Consider the following 19,760-nt stretch of genomic DNA (forward strand, 5'->3'; position numbering starts at 1 on the left):
TATCGGGTCTGAAGGGGAGGGAGCCTCTTCAGAATATACTCAAATCAGGTATGTCGAAATCCTTCCAGATTTAAATAACACCCGGTTAATTGTAACGTACCCATTCTTTGAGTTTTTTCTTAAATAGTACCTCTGTAGAATTTTCTCGCTATTCTCAGAGGAAAGAACCATGCGAGTAATCATGTTTGACAGGCAGTCAATATTTATTCATGGAACGATCGGTAGCCTTCAAAAATGTATTCCGGAAATAAATATTACGGGCACAAGTCAGACTGAAGAATTGTGGGAGCAGCTATCCGCATCGCCTTCCGCTATCGTCATGATTGACGGACGCTTTATTCAGGATGACGGCATGGCTCTGCTGGAAGCGCTCCTGTATCGCTTTCCGGCCACGCGCGTGGTGATGATGCTGGTGAAAAAAGAGGTCAGATGGGTAGAGCAGCTCATGCAGCGTAACGTGAGGGCAATCGTCCACCGCAACGCGGTTCCGGAGATGTTCTCCGCCGTGTTGGGCTCTGTATCAAAGGGGATGGTCTGTTTCCCCTGCGAATGGTTAAGTGTGTCTCAGCCATATCAGCATGAACTCTCCTTGTTGAGCGATCGCCAGCGTGAGGTACTGAAGTTACTGGCGGCTGGGGAGTCGAATAAAGAGATCGGGCGCATTCTGAACATCAGTGCCGCAACGGTAAAAGCGCACCTGGAAGCCCTTTTCCGCCGCCTGGATGTTAAGAACAGAACGCAGGCCGCGATGTACTATACCCGGGCGATGGCCTGAAGAAGCTCTGGTGGCAGACGGGAGATGCCGCCAAAGCTGAATATCGTCGATACCAGTGAGTCATATTGCTGTTGGGTGAGGGGGTGCGGAAAATTTTCACCGATCAGCGCCTCACATAATTGAATATCGTCGTGCAACAAGTGTTCAGCCTGGGCAGGTGTGATAAGCCCACGAAAAATTTCCCCCTCGCGGATGACATGGCCGTATCCGATTACCCATACCCCCCGTTCATCACGATATTTTTCCTGGGAGAGTCCTTGTTGTTTTTTAATTAATGCAATGGCAGCAGAAGATATCTTCAGCATATGACCAGTCATATTCATTTCCTCTTAATAACGTTACTGTAGAGGAAACGAAGTCTGAGAAATATCCGCCAAATGGCCGTTGATCAGCGAATATTTATCCGGTATTCGTGCTTCAACAAACCAAACAGCCAGTCATTATGCCAGCGCCCGGCAAGGTAATAGTTTTCCCGCAGCTCGCCTTCAGGTTGAAAACCCGCTTTTTCCAGCAACCGTCTGGAGGCGATATTGCCTGCCGTTACGGTGGCGGTCAGCCGTCGGATGTTGCCTTGAGTGAATGCGAAATCACATAGTGCCTGGAGCGATTCAAAACCATAACCTTTCCCCTGTGCTACCGGGGCGAAGAGGAAACCGACTTCAGCGCAGTCCTGTTCCCGGTGAATATAGCCGGTTACACCTAGCGGCGTCTGGCTCGCCGTATCACGTACCACCAGGCAGAGCCAGTGCGCGCAGCCTGGTGTCCACGGCATCAGACGAGAATCGAACGCTTCACGGATTTCGGCCAGGGGGCGGTCTTGTGCGACAAAGCGCATAACGTCCGGGTCTTGCTGTAAGGCCAGAAAAAAGGGCCAGTCTTGTTCCTGCAGCGGTGAGCAGGTGAGGCGTGTGGTCGTGAAGGCAGGCATTCAGATTCTCCTGAGACATTTTCAATGATTATAGAGCTGTCACTTTATTTCAACAGAAAGTCAGGTATGTTTAACTGCGTATAAATAAAAGAAAAACGGCTGCTGCGTGCCGGGCCCGGATGTCTTCGTTGTCTCTGAAGGAAAATAATGACTCTCAGCGCATCACATCATATTCGCGAACAGTTCGAACACTGTCTGGCCGTCATTCGCCAGGCGTCTGTAGAGATACTGCTTCTTCTGAATGTACATGCTTCTGAAGGAAAAGATCCACGCTGGTTTCTGGAACAGCTGGACAGTGCCCGTCTGGGGCTGGGCGGATGGACTGCCGTTGCGAAGCAACTTAACCTGAATGATGCTGAGATGTCGGAGTTTACCCTGCAGTTACGCCTGTTGCAGCAGCGGGTTCCTCAGTATGAAAGCGGGCAGGATGTCAGTGAAAATCAGCTCATTGCGGCGATGCGCTTTGTGAACGCACTGGAACACCTGCGTTTGCAGCAACCCCTCCTGACCTACAGCACCGAACTGGCTCCCGGTAATGAGATCCAACAACAGCAGGCACATAAGCAGGTGCGTGCGATTGAACTGATGATCAAAGGGCTTATCCAGCAGGCATGGCCCGATCAGGTGCGGCTGAATAACCATCTCAAGACTTTGTTTAACGCTGACCGCGTACGTCGCTGGCTTAAGCTTGGCGAAATCAACGATGTCCTGAGCGGCATGATGTTCAGTGAGCTGGCGCAGATGCTGGTGGATAAAAAGGAGTTTAGCCGGTATTACGCCTCACTGTTTAGCGACCCGTCAATGCTGACATTACTGGTTGAACCGCGTAAGACATTGCAAACGTTCCTTGATGATATCCGGCAAATCCGCAACAGTATTACCGTACAGCAGGCGTTAAGTTCGGCGCAGATCCTGCTGCTGGATAACTACTATGCACAGATCACCCGCCCCGTGCAGCGTGCTTTTGAAGAGGGGAGGACGCGCATTAACCCGGCGGGATTAATGGCGGTGGATGCCAGCGAGCTGCATGCTTTCTGGGAAAAGGCGCAGAAGATGGACCGGGTTACCGGCGGCGATCTGTTTGAAGTCCGCGACACGATTGAAAAGCCAACCCAGCGCGCGCCCCGAACGCCTGAACAACGTGAGCAGCTTATTTCCGGCATGTTATGGGGAGCAGTTGGGGTGATGATCATCGCGATTGCCGTGGGGGGATTCTGGCTGGTGACCAGCAGCAGTAAACCTCAGCCAGCGCTCGTGAATGCGGCAGAAACCTCTCAGCCTCAGGAGATGCGCGAAACACCTTCCTCGCGTGAGACGCTGACGCGCATGGGGGTGACCTGGGACGAGAATAATTTCCGTTCAGCCATCAACCGCAACGACACCCGCATAACGCAGCTATTTTTACAGGGCGGGATGGACTGGAAGCTGTCCTGGACAGAAGAGGCGATGTCGGCAGAGCATGACGACGTGCTTGAACTGATGCTGCACTATCGGCAAAACATGGTGGAGGAAAAGCCGTGCCGTCGCTTTATCAATACGCTTGGCCACGCCATGTCTGATGGTGAATCTCTGACTGCAATACGTAAAGAGTATCTGAAAGCGTTTTGTACCGTGCCTGCCGTGGTGAAGCGCCAGCAGCATGATGCCGATATGGCAACGCGCCGTGCGCAGTCACAACCGGATGCCACCACGAAAAAATGGCAGTCCATTCAGACTGCCATTTATGAGGTGATTCGCTAATATACCCCTCTCCCCGGTTCTGACCCTCTGGGAGAGGGTCAGGGTCGAGGCTCCCCGTACAACCCAATCAACCGTCGAACCACACCATTGGTCCAGCCGAAACCATCCTGTAGCGGATACTCACCCCCACCGCCTTCACGTGGTGTACTGCTGGCGATGTGGTACTTCTCAATCAGCTTGTGGTGCGTTTTATAGAAGAGGTTCACCGTCTGGAGCCAGCTCCAGGCGATCTCATCACCCAGTGCGTCGTTGCCATACTGTTTGAACCCCTGAATCGCCATCCACTGCAGCGGTGCCCAGCCATTGGGTTTATCCCACTGTTCGCCGGTTTCGTACTCGGTTGCCATAATACCGCCTGGTGTCAGCAGACGCGCTTTAACGGCATCAGATAGCCGTTCTGCCTGCTCATGCGTGGCCATACCGACATACAGTGTCACAATGCTGGCCGCAGAGAATAACGCCATCTCTTCGCGTCGCCAGTCGTAATCACGGTAGCAGCCATGCTCCTCATCCCACAGATAGCGGTTCACCGCCGCACGTCGATCGGCTGCTTTCTGGCGGAACTGTTCAGCGGTCTCTTTATCCCCTTTTGACGCCGAAATATTGGCGATCGCGCTTTCCAGCTTGAACAGGAATGCATTCAAATCAATGGGGATAAACTGCGTCGTGCGGATGCTGGCAAGCCGACCGGGATCGCGCAGCCAGCGGGAAGAGTAATCCCAGCCGGAAGCCGCGCCAGCTCGCAGATCGCGGTAGACCTCATTCGGTGGACGACCGGAATGGCGGGCCGTCTCTACGTCCTCAATCCAGGATTCATCGCGCGGTGTGTCACGATCATCCCAGTAGCGGTTGAGCATTGAGCCGTCTGGCATACGTACCACATGGCGATAGGCCTGGTTCAGCAGCAGCGACTCCGCGCCATCCATCCAGAAGGCGTACTCCATTTTCAGGTGTTCCAGATAGCGTTTCGCGCCACGCACGCCGTCCTCCTCGAACAGCTCGACCATCAGGGCAAAGACCGGGGGCTGAGAACGGCTGAGATAATAGGTTCGGTTACCGTTGGGGATGTGTCCGTAGCGCTCAATCATCCACGCGAAGTTATCCGCCATACACTTCAGCAGATCGTCCCGACCACTTTCCGCCAGCCCCAGCATGGTGAAGTAGGAGTCCCAGTAGTAGGTTTCGCTGAAGCGCCCGCCGGGGACGATATAGGACTGTGGCAGCGGTAGCAGGGATGACCAGGGAATATGATCCTGCGGCTCACGCGTCAGTACCGGCCACAGGCTATCAATATGCTCCCTGAGCGACAGCCCTGGGTCAGAGACATATTCGGTCGAGAGTGATTCCGGCATCCAGAAGTGGTTCTCCACGAACTGGCGCAGGTCAAAATCCCGGTGGCGTTTCACCTTGCGGTAGCGGATCAGGATATCCAGAGGATCCTTCTTCGGTGCACAGTCGGGGAAGGTTTTGCTATCCGTAAAAAGCCGCGAGGACTGCACATGTTCGAACAGCTCAAGATAGCGATCGGCAGGGGTCAGGGCATCCGAGGCGGGCAACCCCTCAATCATTTCGGGTTCCGGCTCCGCCTCAATCATTTCATCCAGTTTCAACTCGCAGGGATCGGTTTCGTAACGCAGCTCTTCTGCAACCCCGAATTCGATGTTTTCGGCAGCGTGGAGTTTCTGGCTGAACATAGTGATAAAGACCTCCGGTTGTGTGTTCGTATAGACAGGTTGTTCCGGGTGTCTGTTAAGCGTAGACATTCGCTTCGGTGTCTGGGGAGTGAAACGTGCGCTTGATCACATTTCGCTGTGGCGGCGTGGTGAACGTTATTTTTTATAGTTCATTGATATGCAAAAACAAACGGGAATTGAGGCTCACTATCCGGGAGAAAAAATTCAGACCATTCGTTTTGCAACGAGTGATGTATGTTCACGATGCTTTCCGGTACAGCGGCATCGTGAACATCGCGTCTAAAGGCTTTGTTTTAGACGCCTGCTGATAGGTTCAAACTCCTCAGTGGAGTGGCGTTCAAGCGTATCAGGGGTGTTATCGTCGATGGCTTTCCAGTAGGACCACGGAACCGGTTTTTTGCCTAGCTCATAGTCCATCGCATCCCAGGCATCTTCCCTGAAGGAATAAAAAGCCCAGTGCGCATTATGCTTGTCGAGAACGGTCAGGACATCGCTCAGCCACTGCTTACAGCCCTGCAACGTGCGTATGCAGCCAAACTCACCGGCGACAACCCGGTTTGCCGGAACGCCGTGTTGTTTAGCCCAGACGAAGGGGGCGCTCATCCAGCGATCTATTGCTGCCGCATCCCATTTCACCTGTTTGCCACCAAATGTGACCATGCCGGGGTACTCATACGGCACTTTGCGGCGCGCATTCGGGGCGCTGGTAAATTCATACGGCTCATACATGTGGAAGCTGTACAGAACCCGTTTGTCATTAAGCGCTGCAGGCCAGCCAGAAAAGCCGCGCGCGGAGCCGTACCAGCCTCCGTCGACCATGATCGGCGTGGTCGCGTCGACCTGACGGATGGCGGCAATAATCTGATTGTAGAGTTCAGGAAGGTTGCGTGCCGTGTTTGCCTGCTGTTGATACCAGGTTTTCAGCGCCTCCGCGGAGGCTTGCTCGCTAATTTTGCCTTGCTTTTCCGGTGCGGGTTCATTGATCAGGTTCCAGGCGACAATGCCGGGTTCGTCCTTCAGCGCCAGCGCTAAATCGCGCCAGAACAGTGCCGCCTCCTGCCAGTATTTTTTGTCCTGCCAGATGCGGTCATCGAACTGGTTATGATTATTTTGCGACCAGCGCATACCGGGTAAGGAAAGCGGGGCAATGACGACCTTGAGCCCGGCGGCATGCGCCCGCCTGATGGACGCTTTCAGGGTGGCGAGATCGGCGGCTTGCAGCGTGCGGTAGCCGTCTGCATTGCCCATGAGAAAATCACGATCGGCTGGCTTCCATTTGTCGTAGGACAGACGAACCCATGTCGCGCCGTAGCCGCGCAGCGCCTCATAATACGCCTGTGTCGGTGGCAGGCGGTTAAAACTGTTTCCACCGTGCTGGGGGGTATCCCAGAAGGTGATGTCATTGGATGATGAGGCTGAAAAAGTGAAAAGAAGCAGGGTGATACCGATAAGCGCTTTCATCTCAATCCCTTTTAAGCGTGGCGATAATTTTATATTCATCAGAATGATGAAGTGTTGTATTTAAATTATCGAGTCCTATAAAAAAACTGGCCTGTTACGGCCAGTTTTTTTTGAGTGAAGCGCCAGACAACGAAAAGCGGTTAACGCATGGTCACAAACTCTTCCGCCGCAGTCGGGTGGATCGCCACGGTGTTGTCGAAATCTTTCTTGGTTGCGCCCATCTTCAGTGCTACGGCAAAGCCCTGCAGGATCTCGTCCATGCCGAAGCCAATACCGTGGATGCCGACAATCTTCTCTTCTGGCCCAACGCACACCAGCTTCATGCGGCATGGCTGACGGTGAGAGGTGACGGCGGTATACATCGCGGTGAACGCTGATTTGTACACTTTCACCTGGTCGTCGCCATACTGTTCGCGCGCCTGCGGTTCGGTTAAGCCGACAGTGCCGATGGGCGGATGACTGAAGACCACGGTCGGGATATTGCTGTAGTCCAGATGCTCGTTTGGCTTGTTGTTAAACAGGCGTTCAGAAAGACGACGGCCCGCTGCCACGGCAACCGGGGTCAGTTCAACGGCACCGGTGTTATCACCTACCGCGTAAATGCCCGGTACGCTGGTGTTCTGGAACTTATCGACAACGATATAGCCTTTGTCATTGGTTTTCACGCCCGTGACGGCCAGGTTGAAGTTGTCGTTGGCAGGCTCGCGACCAATCGCCCAGATCAGGCAATCGACGGTCTGGCTACGGCCATCTTCCAGCTCCAGGGTCAGGCTACCGTCTGCATTTTTCAAGACCGCTTTTGGCACGGCGTGAGTGTGCAGGGTTGGGCCTTCGGCATTCATCACTTCGACCAGCGTGTCGACGATCAGCGGGTCGAAACTGCGTAGTGGGGCGTGTTTACGTACGAACAGGTGCGCTTCTGCACCCAGACCGTTAATCACACCGGCCAGCTCCACGGCAATGTAACCCGCGCCAACCACGGCAACGCGTTTTGGTAGGGCAGGCAGCTCGAAGAAACCATCGGAGTCGATACCGTATTCCACGCCCGGAATATTCGGGTGGCTCGGACGGCCACCGGTAGCGATCAGGATGTGATCGGCGGTGATCGTCTCACCGTTCACTTCGACAGTCTTCGCGTCAACGAAACGGGCAAAGCCACGGATCACATCCACGTTATTTTTGCCCAGCACGTTGTCGTACGAGGTGTGAATACGGTCGATATAGGCGGTACGGCTGGCGATCAGCTTGTCCCAGTCGAAGTTATTGATGGTGGTGTCAAAGCCATAATCCGGGCCATACATATGAATAGCTTCACGGATTTGCGCGGCATGCCACATCACTTTTTTCGGTACACAACCCACGTTCACGCAGGTGCCGCCCAGCTCTTTGGCTTCAATCAGCGCACATTTCTGGCCATACATGGCCGCACGGTTGATGGAGGCGATGCCGCCGCTGCCGCCGCCGATTGCGATGTAGTCATAATGCTTAGTCATAGCTTTTATCCTTAATCGTGAATTGCCGCGATTGTATACCTGAAATCAATAGTTTCCACCGATGGCTGTGATTACTCTGGCACGATCCAACTGACGGTGGCATGACCGATACCCGTTGGTACCAGTTTTTTGTGCAGCCACGGCAGTACGCTGTTCATCTGCGCTTCAAGCTTCCACGGTGGGTTGATGACAATCATGCCGGAGGCGGTCATGCCGCGCTGGTCGCTGTCCGGGCGCACGGCCAGCTCAATCTGCAGAATTTTGCGGATGCCGGTTGCTTCCAGGTCTTTGATCATGCGTTTGATTTGCGCGCGCAGCACGACCGGATACCACAGAGCATAGGTCCCGGTGGCAAAGCGTTTATAGCCTTCGTTGATGCCAGTCACGACGGCCTGATAGTCAGTTTTGATTTCGTACGGCGGGTCGATCAGCACCAGACCGCGACGGGAAACCGGCGGCAGCTTGGCTTTCAGCTGCTGGTAACCGTCGGCTTTGTCCACCCGGGCACGGCTGTCTTTCTGGAACTCAGAACGCAACAGTGGGAAATCACTCGGGTGCAGTTCGGTCAGTTGCAGGCTGTCCTGCTCGCGCAGCAGCTGGCGCGCAATCAGTGGGGAACCTGGGTAGTAGCGCAACTGGCCGCTGCGGTTGAAGTGTTCCACTACGCCGATATACGGTTCCAGCTCGGCTGGCAGGTCATCCTGTTGCCAGATACGGGCGATCCCTTCGAGATACTCACCGGTACGCTCGGCATGCTCGCCGCTCAGCTGATAACGACCCGCGCCCGCGTGGGTGTCCAGATAGAGAAACGGTTTATCTTTCTCTTTGAGCGCTTCAATGATCAGGCTCTGAACGGTGTGTTTGAGGACGTCGGCGTGGTTGCCTGCGTGAAAGCTGTGGCGATAACTGAGCATGGGTAATGATATTCCGCTGAAATGACGATTTGCCACAGTTTACAGCAGAACGGCACAGATTACCCGTAGGCCCGGTAAGCGCAGCGCCACCGGGCGCATTTCCGCCACGCTTAGCATTGAAATTCACTACACTTAACCCCATTCTAGAATCAATATGCCCAGCGCCGGATGCGCGCTTCATTCATCTTATTCAACAGGACTGCGTTTATGACCAATCCATTACTGACGCCTTTTTCGTTGCCGCCGTTTTCTAAAATCCTTCCTGAACATGTTGTCCCGGCCGTGACGCAATCGCTGGCCAGCTGTCGTGCGGCGGTAGAAAGCGTGGTGGAGCAGGGGGCTCCGTACACCTGGGAAAATCTGTGTCAGCCGCTGGCAGAAGTGGATGATGTGCTGGGGCGTATTTTCTCCCCGGTGAGCCACCTGAATTCGGTGAAAAATAGCCCGGAACTGCGCGAAGCCTACGAACAAACTCTGCCGCTGCTCTCTGAGTACAGCACCTGGGTCGGTCAACACGAAGGGTTATACAAAGCTTACCGCGACCTGCGCGATGGCGATCACTATGCATCGCTGAATACTGCGCAGAAAAAATCAGTTGATAATGCCCTGCGTGATTTTGAGCTGTCCGGGATTGGCCTGCCAAAAGAGAAGCAGGTCCGCTACGGTGAAATCGCGGCGCGCCTGTCTGAGCTGGGCAACCAGTACAGCAACAACGTGCTGGATGCCACGATGGGCTGGACGAAACTGATTACCGACGAAGCTGAGCTGGCCGGTATGCCGGAAAGTGCGCTGGCGGCGGCGAAAGCCCAGGCCGAGGCCAAAGAGCAGGAAGGTTTCCTGCTGACCCTGGATATCCCAAGCTATCTGCCGGTGATGACCTACTGCGACAACCAGGCGCTTCGCGAAGAGATGTACCGCGCCTACAGCACGCGTGCGTCAGATCAGGGGCCGAATGCGGGCAAATGGGACAACAGCCCGGTGATGGCAGAAATCCTCGCGCTGCGTCACGAGCTGGCACAACTGCTGGGCTTTGAAAGCTATGCCTTCAAATCCCTCGCCACCAAAATGGCCGAGAACCCACAACAGGTGCTCGATTTCTTAACCGACCTTGCCAAACGTGCCCGTCCGCAGGGTGAAAAAGAGCTGGCCCAGCTGCGTGCCTTCGCGAAAGCGGAGTGCGGTGTGGATGAGCTGCAGCCGTGGGATATCGCGTACTACAGCGAAAAACAGAAACAACACCTTTACAGCATCAGCGACGAGCAGCTGCGCCCGTACTTCCCGGAAAACAAAGCCGTTAACGGCCTGTTTGAAGTCGTGAAACGTATCTACGGCATCACGGCTAAAGAGCGTACTGATATCGACGTCTGGCATCCGGATGTGCGTTTCTTCGAGTTATATGACGAGAAAAACGAGCTGCGTGGCAGCTTCTATCTGGATCTTTATGCGCGTGAGAACAAGCGCGGCGGAGCGTGGATGGATGACTGTGTCGGCCAGATGCGTAAAGCCGACGGTTCATTGCAAAAGCCGGTTGCTTACCTGACCTGTAACTTCAACCGCCCGGTGAATGGCAAACCGGCACTGTTCACCCACGATGAAGTGATCACCCTGTTCCACGAGTTCGGTCACGGTCTGCACCATATGCTGACCCGTATCGAAACCGCAGGCGTAGCCGGTATCAGCGGTGTGCCGTGGGATGCGGTCGAGCTGCCAAGCCAGTTTATGGAAAACTGGTGCTGGGAGCCGGACGCGCTGGCGTTTATCTCCGGTCACTTTGAAACGGGCGAACCGCTGCCGAAAGAACTGCTGGAGAAAATGCTGGAGGCGAAAAACTACCAGGCGGCGATGTTCATCCTGCGTCAACTGGAGTTCGGCCTGTTCGACTTCCGTCTGCATGCCGAGTTTAGCCCGGAGCAGGGGGCGAAAATCCTCGAAACCCTGGCTGAGATTAAAAAGCAGGTTGCCGTTATTCCAGGACCAACCTGGGGCCGTTTCCCGCACGCGTTCAGCCATATCTTCGCAGGTGGCTACGCGGCAGGTTATTACAGCTACCTGTGGGCCGACGTACTGGCGGCGGATGCCTTCTCTCGCTTCGAAGAAGAGGGGATTTTCAACCGCGAAACCGGTCAGTCGTTCCTCGACAACATCCTGACTCGCGGTGGTTCCGAAGAGCCTATGGTGCTGTTCAAACGCTTCCGCGGCCGTGAGCCACAACTGGACGCGATGCTGGAGCATTACGGAATTAAAGGCTAATTGCTACGTGAAGATCTGCTTAGTCGATGAAACAGGCACCGGAGACGGTGCCTTATCTGTTCTGGCCACCCGCTGGGGACTGGAACATGATGAAGAAAACCTGATGGCGCTGGTGATGACACCGGAGCATCTGGAATTACGTAAACGCGATGAACCGAAGCTTGGCGGGATTTTTGTCGATTTTGTTGGCGGGGCAATGGCGCACCGCCGCAAGTTCGGCGGTGGCCGCGGCGAAGCGGTCGCTAAAGCGGTTGGTATCAAGGGGAGCTATCTGCCGGACGTGGTCGATGCGACGGCGGGACTGGGGCGTGATGCGTTTGTGCTGGCGTCGGTGGGCTGCCGCGTGCGGATGCTGGAGCGCAATCCGGTGGTCGCGGCGCTGCTCGACGATGGGCTGACGCGTGGCTACGCTGACCCGGAAATCGGCTCCTGGCTACAGGAGCGTTTACAGTTGATCCACGCCTCCAGCCTGACGGCGCTGACGGATATCACCCCGCGCCCGCAGGTGGTCTACCTTGACCCGATGTTCCCGCATAAGCAGAAAAGCGCGCTGGTGAAGAAAGAGATGCGTGTGTTTCAGTCGCTGGTGGGGCCGGATTTGGACGCGGATGGTTTGCTGGAGCCTGCCTGCCGGTTAGCAACAAAACGGGTCGTCGTGAAACGCCCTGACTATGCGCCACCGCTGGCTGACGTCGCCACGACGAATGCGGTGGTGACCAAAGGACACCGGTTTGATATTTATTCCGGTACGCCGGAATAAAAAAAGCCGGGTGGCGGCTTCGCCTTACCCGGCCTACGTCTTCAAACGTGCCCTCTCCCTGGGGAGAGGGCACGTTTGACTTACTCGTCTTCTTCGTCACGCAGTGGAACAATCAGCATATCTACGTGAACGGTGTTGATCAGCTGACGCGCTGAGGACATCAGTTTGCTCCAGAAGTCCTGATGATGACCGCAAACCACCAGATCCATATCGTACTTCTTAATCGCATCAACCAGTACCTGGCCCAGGTCACCGCTGCCGCTTAAGGTTTCGGTGATGGGGTAGCCTGCGTTGGTGGACAACTCGCTCAGTGCGTGGTGTGTCTCTTCGGAGATGCGTTTTTGCATATCGCCAAGATTGACATCGATCAGACCGGTATAGAGGTCGGAGTAATTCACATCAACGTGAATAAGAGAAACTTTCGCGTTGTATGGGCGTGCCATGGATACTGCTTTATCAACCAGCACTTTGCTCTCCGGGGAGAGGTCTACCGCGATGAGAATGTGTTTGTAAGCCATAGTGTTACTCCTTCCTTAAGTTATCGATGACTAAAAGGGAAAGCCGTCGTCTGATGCTTAATTACGGCTCAGTTAAACAAAATTTTCAAGCTTTGGTGTTGATAACGATTAACCTTGTGGCAAAAAAATTAACGGATCTCCTACACTATTTAATGAGCCGTTCGGATATTAAAACGCGAACCGGATCGACTTTTGAGTCATTCTTTCACTGAACTGTCTGTCAGGGCATTGGGTGCGGTAGCTCAGAAGCCTTGCTTCGTGGGCGGACGCCGGGGAGGATGTATGATTAGCACCGTCGCATTGTTTTGGGCACTGTGCGTGGTTTGCATAGTGAATATGGCGCGCTACTTCTCATCGTTACGTGCGCTGTTAGTGGTACTTCGTGGTTGCGATCCGTTGCTTTATCAGTATGTGGACGGTGGAGGTTTCTTCACCTCGCATGGACAGCCCAGCAAACAGATGCGTCTGGTGGGGTATATCTATTACCAGCGCTACCGCGACCATCACGATGAAGAGTTTATCCGTCGTTGTGAGCGCTTGCGTCGTCAGTTCATTCTGACCAGTGCGCTGTGTGGCCTGGTCGTGGTCAGTATGATTGCATTGATGATTTGGCACTGAGCACAAAAAAAAAGCGGGTCAGTTTCCTGACCCGCTTTTTTGTCGCCTTCAGCCGATTAAATCAGCTTCAGTGCAATCCAGTACAACCCGCCAGACAGCAGGATGGAGGCCGGAAGGGTAAACACCCAGGCCATCAGGATATTGGTCACGGTTTTGCGCTGCAGACCGCCGCCGTCGACAATCATCGTACCCGCTACCGAAGAGGAGAGTACGTGGGTCGTGGAAACAGGCATACCGGTGTAGCTCGCCAGACCGATAGAGACCGCCGCCGTCATCTGCGCGGACATACCCTGCGCATAGGTCATGCCTTTCTTACCAATCTTCTCGCCGATGGTGGTCGCCACACGACGCCAGCCAATCATCGTACCGATACCCAGTGCCAGTGCGACAGCCATGATGATCCAGATTGGCGCGTACTCAATGGTATTGAGCATATCGCTTTTCAGTTTCTTCAGCAGTCGCTGGTCGTCTGCATTGACTTCCGGCAGCTTCGCGACTTTATCCGTTACATCAGAGATGCAAAGCATAATACGACGCAGTTGACCGCGCTGTTCAACGGAAAGTTTGTCATAACTTTCGATATCACCCAGTATGCCTTTCGCACGTTCCAGCGCGTTAATTGCATTCGCCGGGTGGCAGTGGAACTCCGTCGGTGTGGTCGTTGTGCCCGCGTCAGGAGACGGGATCAACTGGTCAACGCCGGTCGCTTTCTTCAGCAGTTCAGGGTGCTGCTGGAAGTAAATTTCGACGTTGTTCACCGCATCACGCGTACGGGTGATTTCGTAACCGGAGGCATTCATGTTGACCACGAACCCCGCCGGAGCGACACCAATCAGTACCAGCATGACCAGACCAATGCCTTTCTGACCGTCGTTCGCGCCGTGTGAGAACGACACGCCGATAGCGGAAAGGATCAGAGCAATCCGTGTCCAGAAAGGTGGCTTTTTCTTGCCATCTTTCTTTTCACGCTCAGCCGGCGTCAGGTGAATACGGGAGCGTTTTTTAGTATTGCTCCAGTAACGACGCAGAATGAAAATCAATCCACCTGCAACCACCAGACCCACGATAGGGGAAACGATGAGTGAGGCAAAGATCCCCAACACTTTCGGGATGTTTAACGCATCAACAACCGATGTACCGGTCATCAGGGCATTGGTTAACCCGATACCGATAATCGCGCCGATGAGGGTGTGAGAACTGGATGCAGGCAGGCCGAAATACCAGGTACCGAGGTTCCAGATAATTGCAGCAAGCAGCATTGAGAACACCATAGCAAGGCCATGGCCAGAACTAACGTTAAGTAGCAGATCCGTTGGCAGCATATGCACGATGGCATAAGCAACGCTCAGTCCGCCCAGGAGGACACCAAAAAAGTTAAATACCGCCGCCATAACGACCGCGACTTGCGATCGCATTGCGCGAGTGTAAATAACTGTTGCAACTGCGTTTGCAGTGTCGTGGAAGCCGTTGATCGCTTCGTAAAACAATACAAAAATCAGAGCAAGCAAGAGTAAAAGCCCGGTATGTAAATCCAGGCCAGCAAACAAATGTAGCATAGGACGTTACGCCATTTTGAGGACATGAACGCGGCGCATTATCCAGGACAAACGGGTAACGGGCAAAGTGAAATCTAGCTTTTTTTTGATATTCCTTCGGCTTTGTCAGGCGAAGGTAAAGAAATATATTTTATTTTTCAATAAAATGACTGAAATCCGGGTTATTTACGCTGGTGCGACCACAGAGGAAACTTTACAATCCGCGGCAACTAACAAAGAGGGTTTTGACGTGGAAAGGTTTGATGCCGTTGTAATAGGTGCCGGTGCGGCGGGTATGTTTTGTGCGGCGATGGCCGGGCAAGCGGGCCGTCGTGTGCTGTTGCTGGATAATGGTAAAAAACCGGGCCGCAAGATCCTGATGTCGGGCGGCGGGCGTTGCAACTTCACTAACCTTTATGTCGAACCCGCGGCCTATTTGAGCCAAAACCGTCATTTTTGCAAATCTGCGCTGGCGCGTTATACCCAGTGGGATTTTATCGACCTGGTGGGTAAGCACGGCATCGCATGGCATGAAAAGACGCTGGGTCAGCTGTTTTGTGACGACTCCGCGCAGCAGATTGTCGACATGCTGGTGGCCGAGTGTGAAAAGGGCGGTGTGGTAATGCGTCTGCGTACGGAAGTGCTGGACGTGACCCGCGACGATCAGGGTTACACGCTGCACCTGAACGGTGAAAGCGTCAGCGCCGATAACCTGGTGATTGCCAGTGGCGGTCTTTCCATGCCTGGGCTGGGTGCCTCGCCATTTGGTTACAAAATTGCTGAGCAGTTTGGTCTGAAGGTACTGCCAACACGCGCGGGTCTGGTGCCGTTCACGCTGCATAAACCGCTTCTGGAACAGCTCCAGACGCTTTCTGGCGTCTCGGTTCCGTCGGTGATTACCGCGGAAGACGGTACGGTGTTCCGTGAAAATCTTCTCTTCACTCATCGTGGCCTCTCTGGCCCTGCGGTGCTGCAAATCTCAAGCTACTGGCAGCCGGGTGAGTTTGTTGCGGTTAACCTGTTACCCGATTGCGATCTGGATGCATTCCTCAACGAGCAACGTACCGTACACCCGAATCAAAGCCTGAAAAACACCCTGGCGATGCAGTTACCGAAACGGTTGGTGGAGTGTTTGCAGGTTTTGGGGCAGATCCCGGATGTCTCGCTCAAACAACTCAATAGCCGTGAACAGCAGAGCCTGGTCGAAACGCTGATCCACTGGCGCGTCCAGCCAAACGGTACTGAAGGCTATCGCACAGCAGAAGTGACGCTCGGCGGGGTCGACACGCATGAGCTTTCTTCGCGCACGATGGAGGCCCGCAACGTGCCAGGTCTCTATTTCATTGGTGAAGTGATGGACGTCACCGGCTGGCTCGGTGGGTATAACTTCCAGTGGGCATGGGCAAGTGCCTGGGCGTGTGCGCAGGCGCTGGCAGAAAAATAATAACCTTGAGCAATTATTGCACCAACTTTATCCCCCGGTTCCACTAAGCTTCGACTCAGCGAAACAATTTCAGATGCCCCGATGCGTTCGCGGGGCAATCCTCTTTTCCGGTCAGAGCACTCCCCATGATATTACTCAGCATCACTATTTTGCTTACCCTTACCGTGGTTATCCATTCGCTGTGGATGTTTTGTGTTTTAAAATTCATCAACCTGGAGGTGGGTTCTGCCATACGCGTTGTATTACGCAATGTCGGCATTGTCATTTCAATGATCTTCGCCCATCTTCTTGAAGCCGGGCTTTTCGCCGCGTTTTACTTTGTGGTTGAGGCATTTAACGACTGGAACACCAGCTTCTATTTTTCTCTGGTGAGCTATGCGACGGTAGGATATGGCGATGTCACCTTACCCCTGCACTGGCGGGTTATTGGTGGCCTGGAAGGGCTGGTGGGAGCGTTGATGGTGGGATGGTCTGTGGCGGTGCTGGTCGGGGTCCTTCAGCGTTTACGTGGGATGAGTACCTAAACGACAGATGCGCTACCCCCGGGTAGTAAGGTAAAGTACATCTCCTTGCGCAGCCGATATGGCTGCGGATTTGAGGGTGAAGAGGCTGATAAACAGCCCGCCCTTTTCAATTACTGGCGTATGCCAGTCTGCATGGTGTTGTGTTTTGTCTTCCAAAAGGGTTGTGTATGTCAGCTGCTCATCTCGGTTTCCCGACTGAAACCGTTGTTGTCTTTGTTGTGATGGCCGTTGGGGCGATGTTTATCGACCTCTTCATGCATCGTCATGACAAACCTGTCTCACTGAAAAGCGCCGCGATGTGGTCCATTTTTTGGTTCACGATGGCAATGGCGTTTGCCGGGTTCCTGTATGTTCACCACGGTGCAGAGATGGCAAGCCTGTTCCTCACCGGTTACGCGCTGGAGGAAGTGCTCTCCGTCGATAACCTGTTTGTGATGATGGCGATTTTTGCCTGGTTTGGTGTGCCGGATAAATACCGTCACCGCGTCCTCTACTGGGGCGTTCTGGGGGCGATTGTCTTCCGCGGTATCTTTGTTGCCATTGGCACCAGTCTGTTGAGCCTGGGCCCTTACGTTGAGGTGGTTTTCGCGCTGATCGTTGGCTGGACGGCCGTGATGATGCTCAAACGCAATGAAGAGAGTGATGAAGTTGAAGATTACTCCGGTCATCTGGCCTATCGGCTGGTGAAGCGCTTCTATCCTGTCTGGCCGAAAATCAGCAGTCATGCCTTTATTCTGACCCAGAAAGAGGTTGATGCGGAGCTTGAAAAGCCAGAGAACCAGGATGTGATGGTCGGGCGCATGAAGAAGGCGAAGCGCTACGCAACGCCGCTGTTGCTCTGTGTGGCAGTAGTGGAACTGTCTGACGTGATGTTTGCGTTTGACTCAGTACCGGCCATTATTGCCGTCAGCCGTGAACCGCTCATTATCTATAGTGCAATGATGTTCGCCATTCTTGGCCTGCGAACCCTCTACTTCGTGCTGGAAGCGCTGAAGCAGTATCTGGTGCATCTGGAGAAAGCGGTGGTGGCGCTGTTGTTCTTCGTGGCCTTCAAGCTGGGACTCAATGCGACCGATCACTTCTGGCATCACGGTTACAGCATTGATGCCACGGCAAGCCTGTTTGTGGTACTTGGCGTGCTGGCACTGGGAATTATTGCGAGTGTCATGTTCCCGGGAAGGGAAGAGGCCTAAGGTAAGTTGCCCTCTCCCCGTGGGAGAGGGCAGCAGACCGCACCGGATTAACCCTTGAGCGGCGAATTCTTGCGCTTGCGCGGAGGGTGGAAATGCCGCCAGTGTGGATCCTGTGCGGCCGCCAGCAGTTCGTGGTCGCCACGGGTATCCCCCCAGGCGCGCAGGTGGTAATCGTTCAGATTGCCGTACACCTTTTCCAGCCTGGCCACCTTCTGAGCACAGCGGCAGTTGTTACCCGTGATACGCCCGGTCAGCTTACCGTTTTTGACTTCCAGCTGTGTCCCAATCAACTTAATACCAAGCTTATCGGCCCACGGCTGGAGCACCAGCGCCGGGGAAGCGGAACAGATAGTCACTTCCGCACCGGAATTAACCTCCGCTGCAACGGCCAGCACGCCCGCAGGGCGCATCAGCTTATCCCAGTATTTTTCGCAAAACGCTTCAGCCTGCTGACGTAACCAGTGTTCATCCACGCCCGTCAGGAACGTTTTAATCAGCACTTCTTTCAGCTCATCGCGCGTCAGTTTGCGGCGTACACAATGGAGCGTCGGTAACGCCATGCGCACCAGTCGGCCCGCGAAGTAACGTTTACCAAAGGCAAAGCGCAGGAAAGGGATAAAGCTGTCGTGGTGCGTCAATGTGCCATCAAAGTCGAAGACAGAGAGCACGTTGGACTTCGCTACTGCCTCGTCGGCAATCATATTGGTCATAAATACGTCTTAGCTGAAATACACATTCTGCTTAATAGTTTACCTGTTTTACCCCGACAGTCCTTCGATCACGTGCATTTTTTTATCAATCTTGCGACCCCGGAATGAGTCCAGTTTTGGTCTCGATAAAGATTGGGTGAAAAATGAGCTGCCCATATTATAACCACATCGAAAGATATTTCGGGGGAACATTGGCCTCCACAGGTAAGGAAAAATTCACTCACTGTTTCTTTTGTTATGACTTTCAGACTTCTTATTTCAGTACTTTCGTTAAGTTTTGCATCGTTTTCTGCATTGAGTTTTCAACTGCCTGTGTCGATGTTATCAATGAACAGCGACCTGGCGATCTCTCCAGCGAAGGCCGCGCTGGTTCATCAGGGATCTGGCCCGCTTCGCTCGCGTTTGCTTGATCAATACCAGAAATGGAAAGGCACTCACTACCAGTGGGGGGGCACTACACGTCACGGTGTGGACTGCTCCGCGCTGATGCAGCATTTGTTCAGCGATGCGGCACATCTTGATTTGCCGCGCACGACGAGCGAACAGATCCACCGCGGTGTACAGGTGGCGCAATACCGCCTGAAGGCCGGGGATCTGGTGTTCTTCCAGACTGGCCCGAACCGTAAACATGTGGGCGTCTATATTGGCGACAGCCAGTTTATTCACGCGTCGAGCAGCCAGGGGGTAACGGTTTCAACCCTGACCGATAACTACTGGCAAGAGCGTTATATTACTGCTCGCCGGGTGGCAGGCAGTGCAGCCTGACGGAACTCATTGATGAATATACGACAATCACTTTTGTACGCGACTGCGGTGCGAACAATGACAGCATTATCGTCTGCTCAGCCGGTGAACGGCCTGATAATTTTTCTGCTAATCTTAACGAAACGCGATAATTCACATTAATAAAAATTCCCGGAGTGACTTCTTTTAGTCAAAAACCTTCGGGATTTTTATATTGGTTGAGCATTCATTTACTTTTCTGGTTTTTCACGTAAACGGATTGAAATGTAAGCGTATTTGCCGTGAGCATATTCACAAAAAAATCAAAACATAGCGATTTGACCTATCCTGATGTTGCTAAATGATTTTTTATCCTTCCTCTCATGTTAACCTCATTACACTTCAAGCATGTCTTAATTCTTTCCTAAGAAAAGGACGCTACTTTGCCTTAGTTGATGGTTTGTTGACATAAATGAAGCG

General features: G+C 53.7%; 18 protein-coding genes and 1 pseudogene. 10 read left to right on the forward strand and 9 right to left on the reverse strand.

Annotated features, from left to right (window positions below):
- Positions 1 to 169: 169 nt before the first annotated feature.
- Entirely contained in the window at positions 170 to 775 is a 606-nt protein-coding gene (locus ACJ9N4_RS16635; RefSeq protein WP_182272989.1) for a response regulator transcription factor, read from the forward strand.
- On the opposite strand, the gene ACJ9N4_RS16640 is transcribed toward ACJ9N4_RS16635, so the two are convergent.
- Both ACJ9N4_RS16640 and ACJ9N4_RS16645 read right to left on the reverse strand, forming a co-directional pair.
- A complete protein-coding gene (locus ACJ9N4_RS16640) occupies positions 754 to 1,092 on the reverse strand; it encodes a lysozyme (protein WP_411500655.1) in 339 nt (112 codons plus the stop codon). The two genes, ACJ9N4_RS16635 and ACJ9N4_RS16640, sit on opposite strands and share 22 nt — an antisense overlap.
- A gap of 71 nt (positions 1,093 to 1,163) precedes the next feature.
- Complete coding sequence (locus ACJ9N4_RS16645; RefSeq protein ID WP_182272987.1) at positions 1,164 to 1,703, reverse strand: GNAT family N-acetyltransferase; 540 nt, start codon at positions 1,701 to 1,703, stop codon at positions 1,164 to 1,166.
- Positions 1,704 to 1,850: 147 nt separating this feature from the next.
- Between ACJ9N4_RS16645 and ACJ9N4_RS16650 the strand changes: the two genes are divergently transcribed.
- Complete coding sequence (locus ACJ9N4_RS16650; protein WP_182919085.1) at positions 1,851 to 3,443, forward strand: STY4199 family HEPN domain-containing protein; 1,593 nt, start codon at positions 1,851 to 1,853, stop codon at positions 3,441 to 3,443.
- 38 nt (positions 3,444 to 3,481) lie between these two features.
- Here the strand turns inward: ACJ9N4_RS16650 and ACJ9N4_RS16655 are convergent, their stop codons facing one another.
- The 4 genes from ACJ9N4_RS16655 to ACJ9N4_RS16670 all read right to left on the reverse strand — a co-directional run bounded on the left by ACJ9N4_RS16655 (position 3,482) and on the right by ACJ9N4_RS16670 (position 9,005).
- Entirely contained in the window at positions 3,482 to 5,137 is a 1,656-nt protein-coding gene (locus ACJ9N4_RS16655; RefSeq protein WP_182920078.1) for an alpha,alpha-trehalase, read from the reverse strand.
- 279 nt (positions 5,138 to 5,416) lie between these two features.
- A complete protein-coding gene (locus ACJ9N4_RS16660; protein WP_182919084.1) occupies positions 5,417 to 6,598 on the reverse strand; it encodes a glycoside hydrolase family 5 protein in 1,182 nt (393 codons plus the stop codon).
- Between the two features lie 140 nt (positions 6,599 to 6,738).
- Positions 6,739 to 8,091 (reverse strand): glutathione-disulfide reductase, encoded by a 1,353-nt coding sequence (gene gorA, locus ACJ9N4_RS16665; RefSeq protein WP_182919083.1) that lies wholly within the window; start codon positions 8,089 to 8,091, stop codon positions 6,739 to 6,741.
- A 71-nt stretch (positions 8,092 to 8,162) separates the two neighbouring features.
- The gene (locus tag ACJ9N4_RS16670; protein ID WP_182272983.1) at positions 8,163 to 9,005 is read right to left on the reverse strand and encodes a 23S rRNA (adenine(2030)-N(6))-methyltransferase RlmJ; all 843 of its coding nucleotides are present in this window, start codon (positions 9,003 to 9,005) and stop codon (positions 8,163 to 8,165) included.
- Positions 9,006 to 9,212: 207 nt separating this feature from the next.
- Between ACJ9N4_RS16670 and prlC the strand changes: the two genes are divergently transcribed.
- Positions 9,213 to 11,255: an oligopeptidase A gene (gene prlC, locus ACJ9N4_RS16675; protein ID WP_182919082.1), complete on the forward strand. Its 2,043-nt coding sequence runs from the start codon at positions 9,213 to 9,215 to the stop codon at positions 11,253 to 11,255.
- A gap of 7 nt (positions 11,256 to 11,262) precedes the next feature.
- Positions 11,263 to 12,015 carry a 16S rRNA (guanine(1516)-N(2))-methyltransferase RsmJ gene (gene rsmJ, locus ACJ9N4_RS16680; RefSeq protein ID WP_182272981.1) on the forward strand — a complete coding sequence of 251 codons (753 nt, stop codon included), beginning with the start codon at positions 11,263 to 11,265 and terminating at the stop codon, positions 12,013 to 12,015.
- A gap of 80 nt (positions 12,016 to 12,095) precedes the next feature.
- Here rsmJ and uspA read toward each other — a convergent pair whose 3' ends face one another.
- On the reverse strand, positions 12,096 to 12,533 hold the full coding sequence (uspA, locus tag ACJ9N4_RS16685; RefSeq protein WP_003861223.1) for a universal stress protein UspA: 438 nt from the start codon (positions 12,531 to 12,533) through the stop codon (positions 12,096 to 12,098).
- Positions 12,534 to 12,815: 282 nt separating this feature from the next.
- On the opposite strand from uspA, the gene uspB reads away from it, so the two are divergent.
- A complete protein-coding gene (gene uspB / locus ACJ9N4_RS16690) occupies positions 12,816 to 13,151 on the forward strand; it encodes a universal stress protein UspB (protein ID WP_003861224.1) in 336 nt (111 codons plus the stop codon).
- A gap of 56 nt (positions 13,152 to 13,207) precedes the next feature.
- On the opposite strand, the gene pitA is transcribed toward uspB, so the two are convergent.
- Positions 13,208 to 14,707, reverse strand: coding sequence for an inorganic phosphate transporter PitA (gene pitA, locus ACJ9N4_RS16695; protein WP_182919081.1), 1,500 nt, complete (start codon positions 14,705 to 14,707; stop codon positions 13,208 to 13,210).
- Positions 14,708 to 14,936: 229 nt separating this feature from the next.
- Between pitA and ACJ9N4_RS16700 the strand changes: the two genes are divergently transcribed.
- The 3 genes from ACJ9N4_RS16700 (at position 14,937) to ACJ9N4_RS16710 (ending at position 17,847) form a co-directional block, all read left to right on the forward strand.
- Positions 14,937 to 16,130 (forward strand): NAD(P)/FAD-dependent oxidoreductase, encoded by a 1,194-nt coding sequence (locus tag ACJ9N4_RS16700; protein ID WP_182919080.1) that lies wholly within the window; start codon positions 14,937 to 14,939, stop codon positions 16,128 to 16,130.
- Positions 16,131 to 16,255: 125 nt separating this feature from the next.
- Positions 16,256 to 16,654: a potassium channel family protein gene (locus ACJ9N4_RS16705; RefSeq protein WP_182272978.1), complete on the forward strand. Its 399-nt coding sequence runs from the start codon at positions 16,256 to 16,258 to the stop codon at positions 16,652 to 16,654.
- 167 nt (positions 16,655 to 16,821) lie between these two features.
- A complete protein-coding gene (locus tag ACJ9N4_RS16710) occupies positions 16,822 to 17,847 on the forward strand; it encodes a TerC/Alx family metal homeostasis membrane protein (RefSeq protein ID WP_182272977.1) in 1,026 nt (341 codons plus the stop codon).
- Positions 17,848 to 17,894: 47 nt separating this feature from the next.
- On the opposite strand, the gene ACJ9N4_RS16715 is transcribed toward ACJ9N4_RS16710, so the two are convergent.
- Positions 17,895 to 18,557, reverse strand: a complete 663-nt coding sequence (locus tag ACJ9N4_RS16715) for an HAD family hydrolase (RefSeq protein WP_182272976.1) — start codon at positions 18,555 to 18,557, stop codon at positions 17,895 to 17,897.
- 237 nt (positions 18,558 to 18,794) lie between these two features.
- On the opposite strand from ACJ9N4_RS16715, the gene ACJ9N4_RS16720 reads away from it, so the two are divergent.
- Both ACJ9N4_RS16720 and ACJ9N4_RS16725 read left to right on the forward strand, forming a co-directional pair.
- Complete coding sequence (locus ACJ9N4_RS16720) at positions 18,795 to 19,322, forward strand: NlpC/P60 family protein (protein WP_182919079.1); 528 nt, start codon at positions 18,795 to 18,797, stop codon at positions 19,320 to 19,322.
- Positions 19,322 to 19,453 (forward strand): annotated as a pseudogene (locus tag ACJ9N4_RS16725) (phenolic acid decarboxylase); the annotation flags it as partial. The gene ACJ9N4_RS16720 and the pseudogene ACJ9N4_RS16725, both read left to right, overlap by 1 nt.
- Positions 19,454 to 19,760 lie beyond the last annotated feature (307 nt).

Source organism: Enterobacter sp. LM3 (assembly GCF_046622475.1).
In the GTDB taxonomy this organism is placed as follows: Bacteria; Pseudomonadota; Gammaproteobacteria; order Enterobacterales; family Enterobacteriaceae; genus Enterobacter; species Enterobacter cloacae_P.

Coding starts and splice junctions, on each gene's coding strand:
- pitA (WP_182919081.1), bottom strand. CDS start 14,707: ATGCTACATTTGTTTGCTGGCCTGGATTTACATACCGGGCTTTTACTC.
- ACJ9N4_RS16640 (WP_411500655.1), bottom strand. CDS start 1,092: ATGACTGGTCATATGCTGAAGATATCTTCTGCTGCCATTGCATTAATT.
- ACJ9N4_RS16650 (WP_182919085.1), top strand. CDS start 1,851: ATGACTCTCAGCGCATCACATCATATTCGCGAACAGTTCGAACACTGT.
- uspB (WP_003861224.1), top strand. CDS start 12,816: ATGATTAGCACCGTCGCATTGTTTTGGGCACTGTGCGTGGTTTGCATA.
- ACJ9N4_RS16645 (WP_182272987.1), bottom strand. CDS start 1,703: ATGCCTGCCTTCACGACCACACGCCTCACCTGCTCACCGCTGCAGGAA.
- ACJ9N4_RS16710 (WP_182272977.1), top strand. CDS start 16,822: ATGTCAGCTGCTCATCTCGGTTTCCCGACTGAAACCGTTGTTGTCTTT.
- uspA (WP_003861223.1), bottom strand. CDS start 12,533: ATGGCTTACAAACACATTCTCATCGCGGTAGACCTCTCCCCGGAGAGC.
- ACJ9N4_RS16660 (WP_182919084.1), bottom strand. CDS start 6,598: ATGAAAGCGCTTATCGGTATCACCCTGCTTCTTTTCACTTTTTCAGCC.
- ACJ9N4_RS16670 (WP_182272983.1), bottom strand. CDS start 9,005: ATGCTCAGTTATCGCCACAGCTTTCACGCAGGCAACCACGCCGACGTC.
- ACJ9N4_RS16705 (WP_182272978.1), top strand. CDS start 16,256: ATGATATTACTCAGCATCACTATTTTGCTTACCCTTACCGTGGTTATC.
- ACJ9N4_RS16720 (WP_182919079.1), top strand. CDS start 18,795: ATGACTTTCAGACTTCTTATTTCAGTACTTTCGTTAAGTTTTGCATCG.
- ACJ9N4_RS16715 (WP_182272976.1), bottom strand. CDS start 18,557: ATGACCAATATGATTGCCGACGAGGCAGTAGCGAAGTCCAACGTGCTC.
- prlC (WP_182919082.1), top strand. CDS start 9,213: ATGACCAATCCATTACTGACGCCTTTTTCGTTGCCGCCGTTTTCTAAA.
- ACJ9N4_RS16635 (WP_182272989.1), top strand. CDS start 170: ATGCGAGTAATCATGTTTGACAGGCAGTCAATATTTATTCATGGAACG.
- ACJ9N4_RS16655 (WP_182920078.1), bottom strand. CDS start 5,137: ATGTTCAGCCAGAAACTCCACGCTGCCGAAAACATCGAATTCGGGGTT.
- gorA (WP_182919083.1), bottom strand. CDS start 8,091: ATGACTAAGCATTATGACTACATCGCAATCGGCGGCGGCAGCGGCGGC.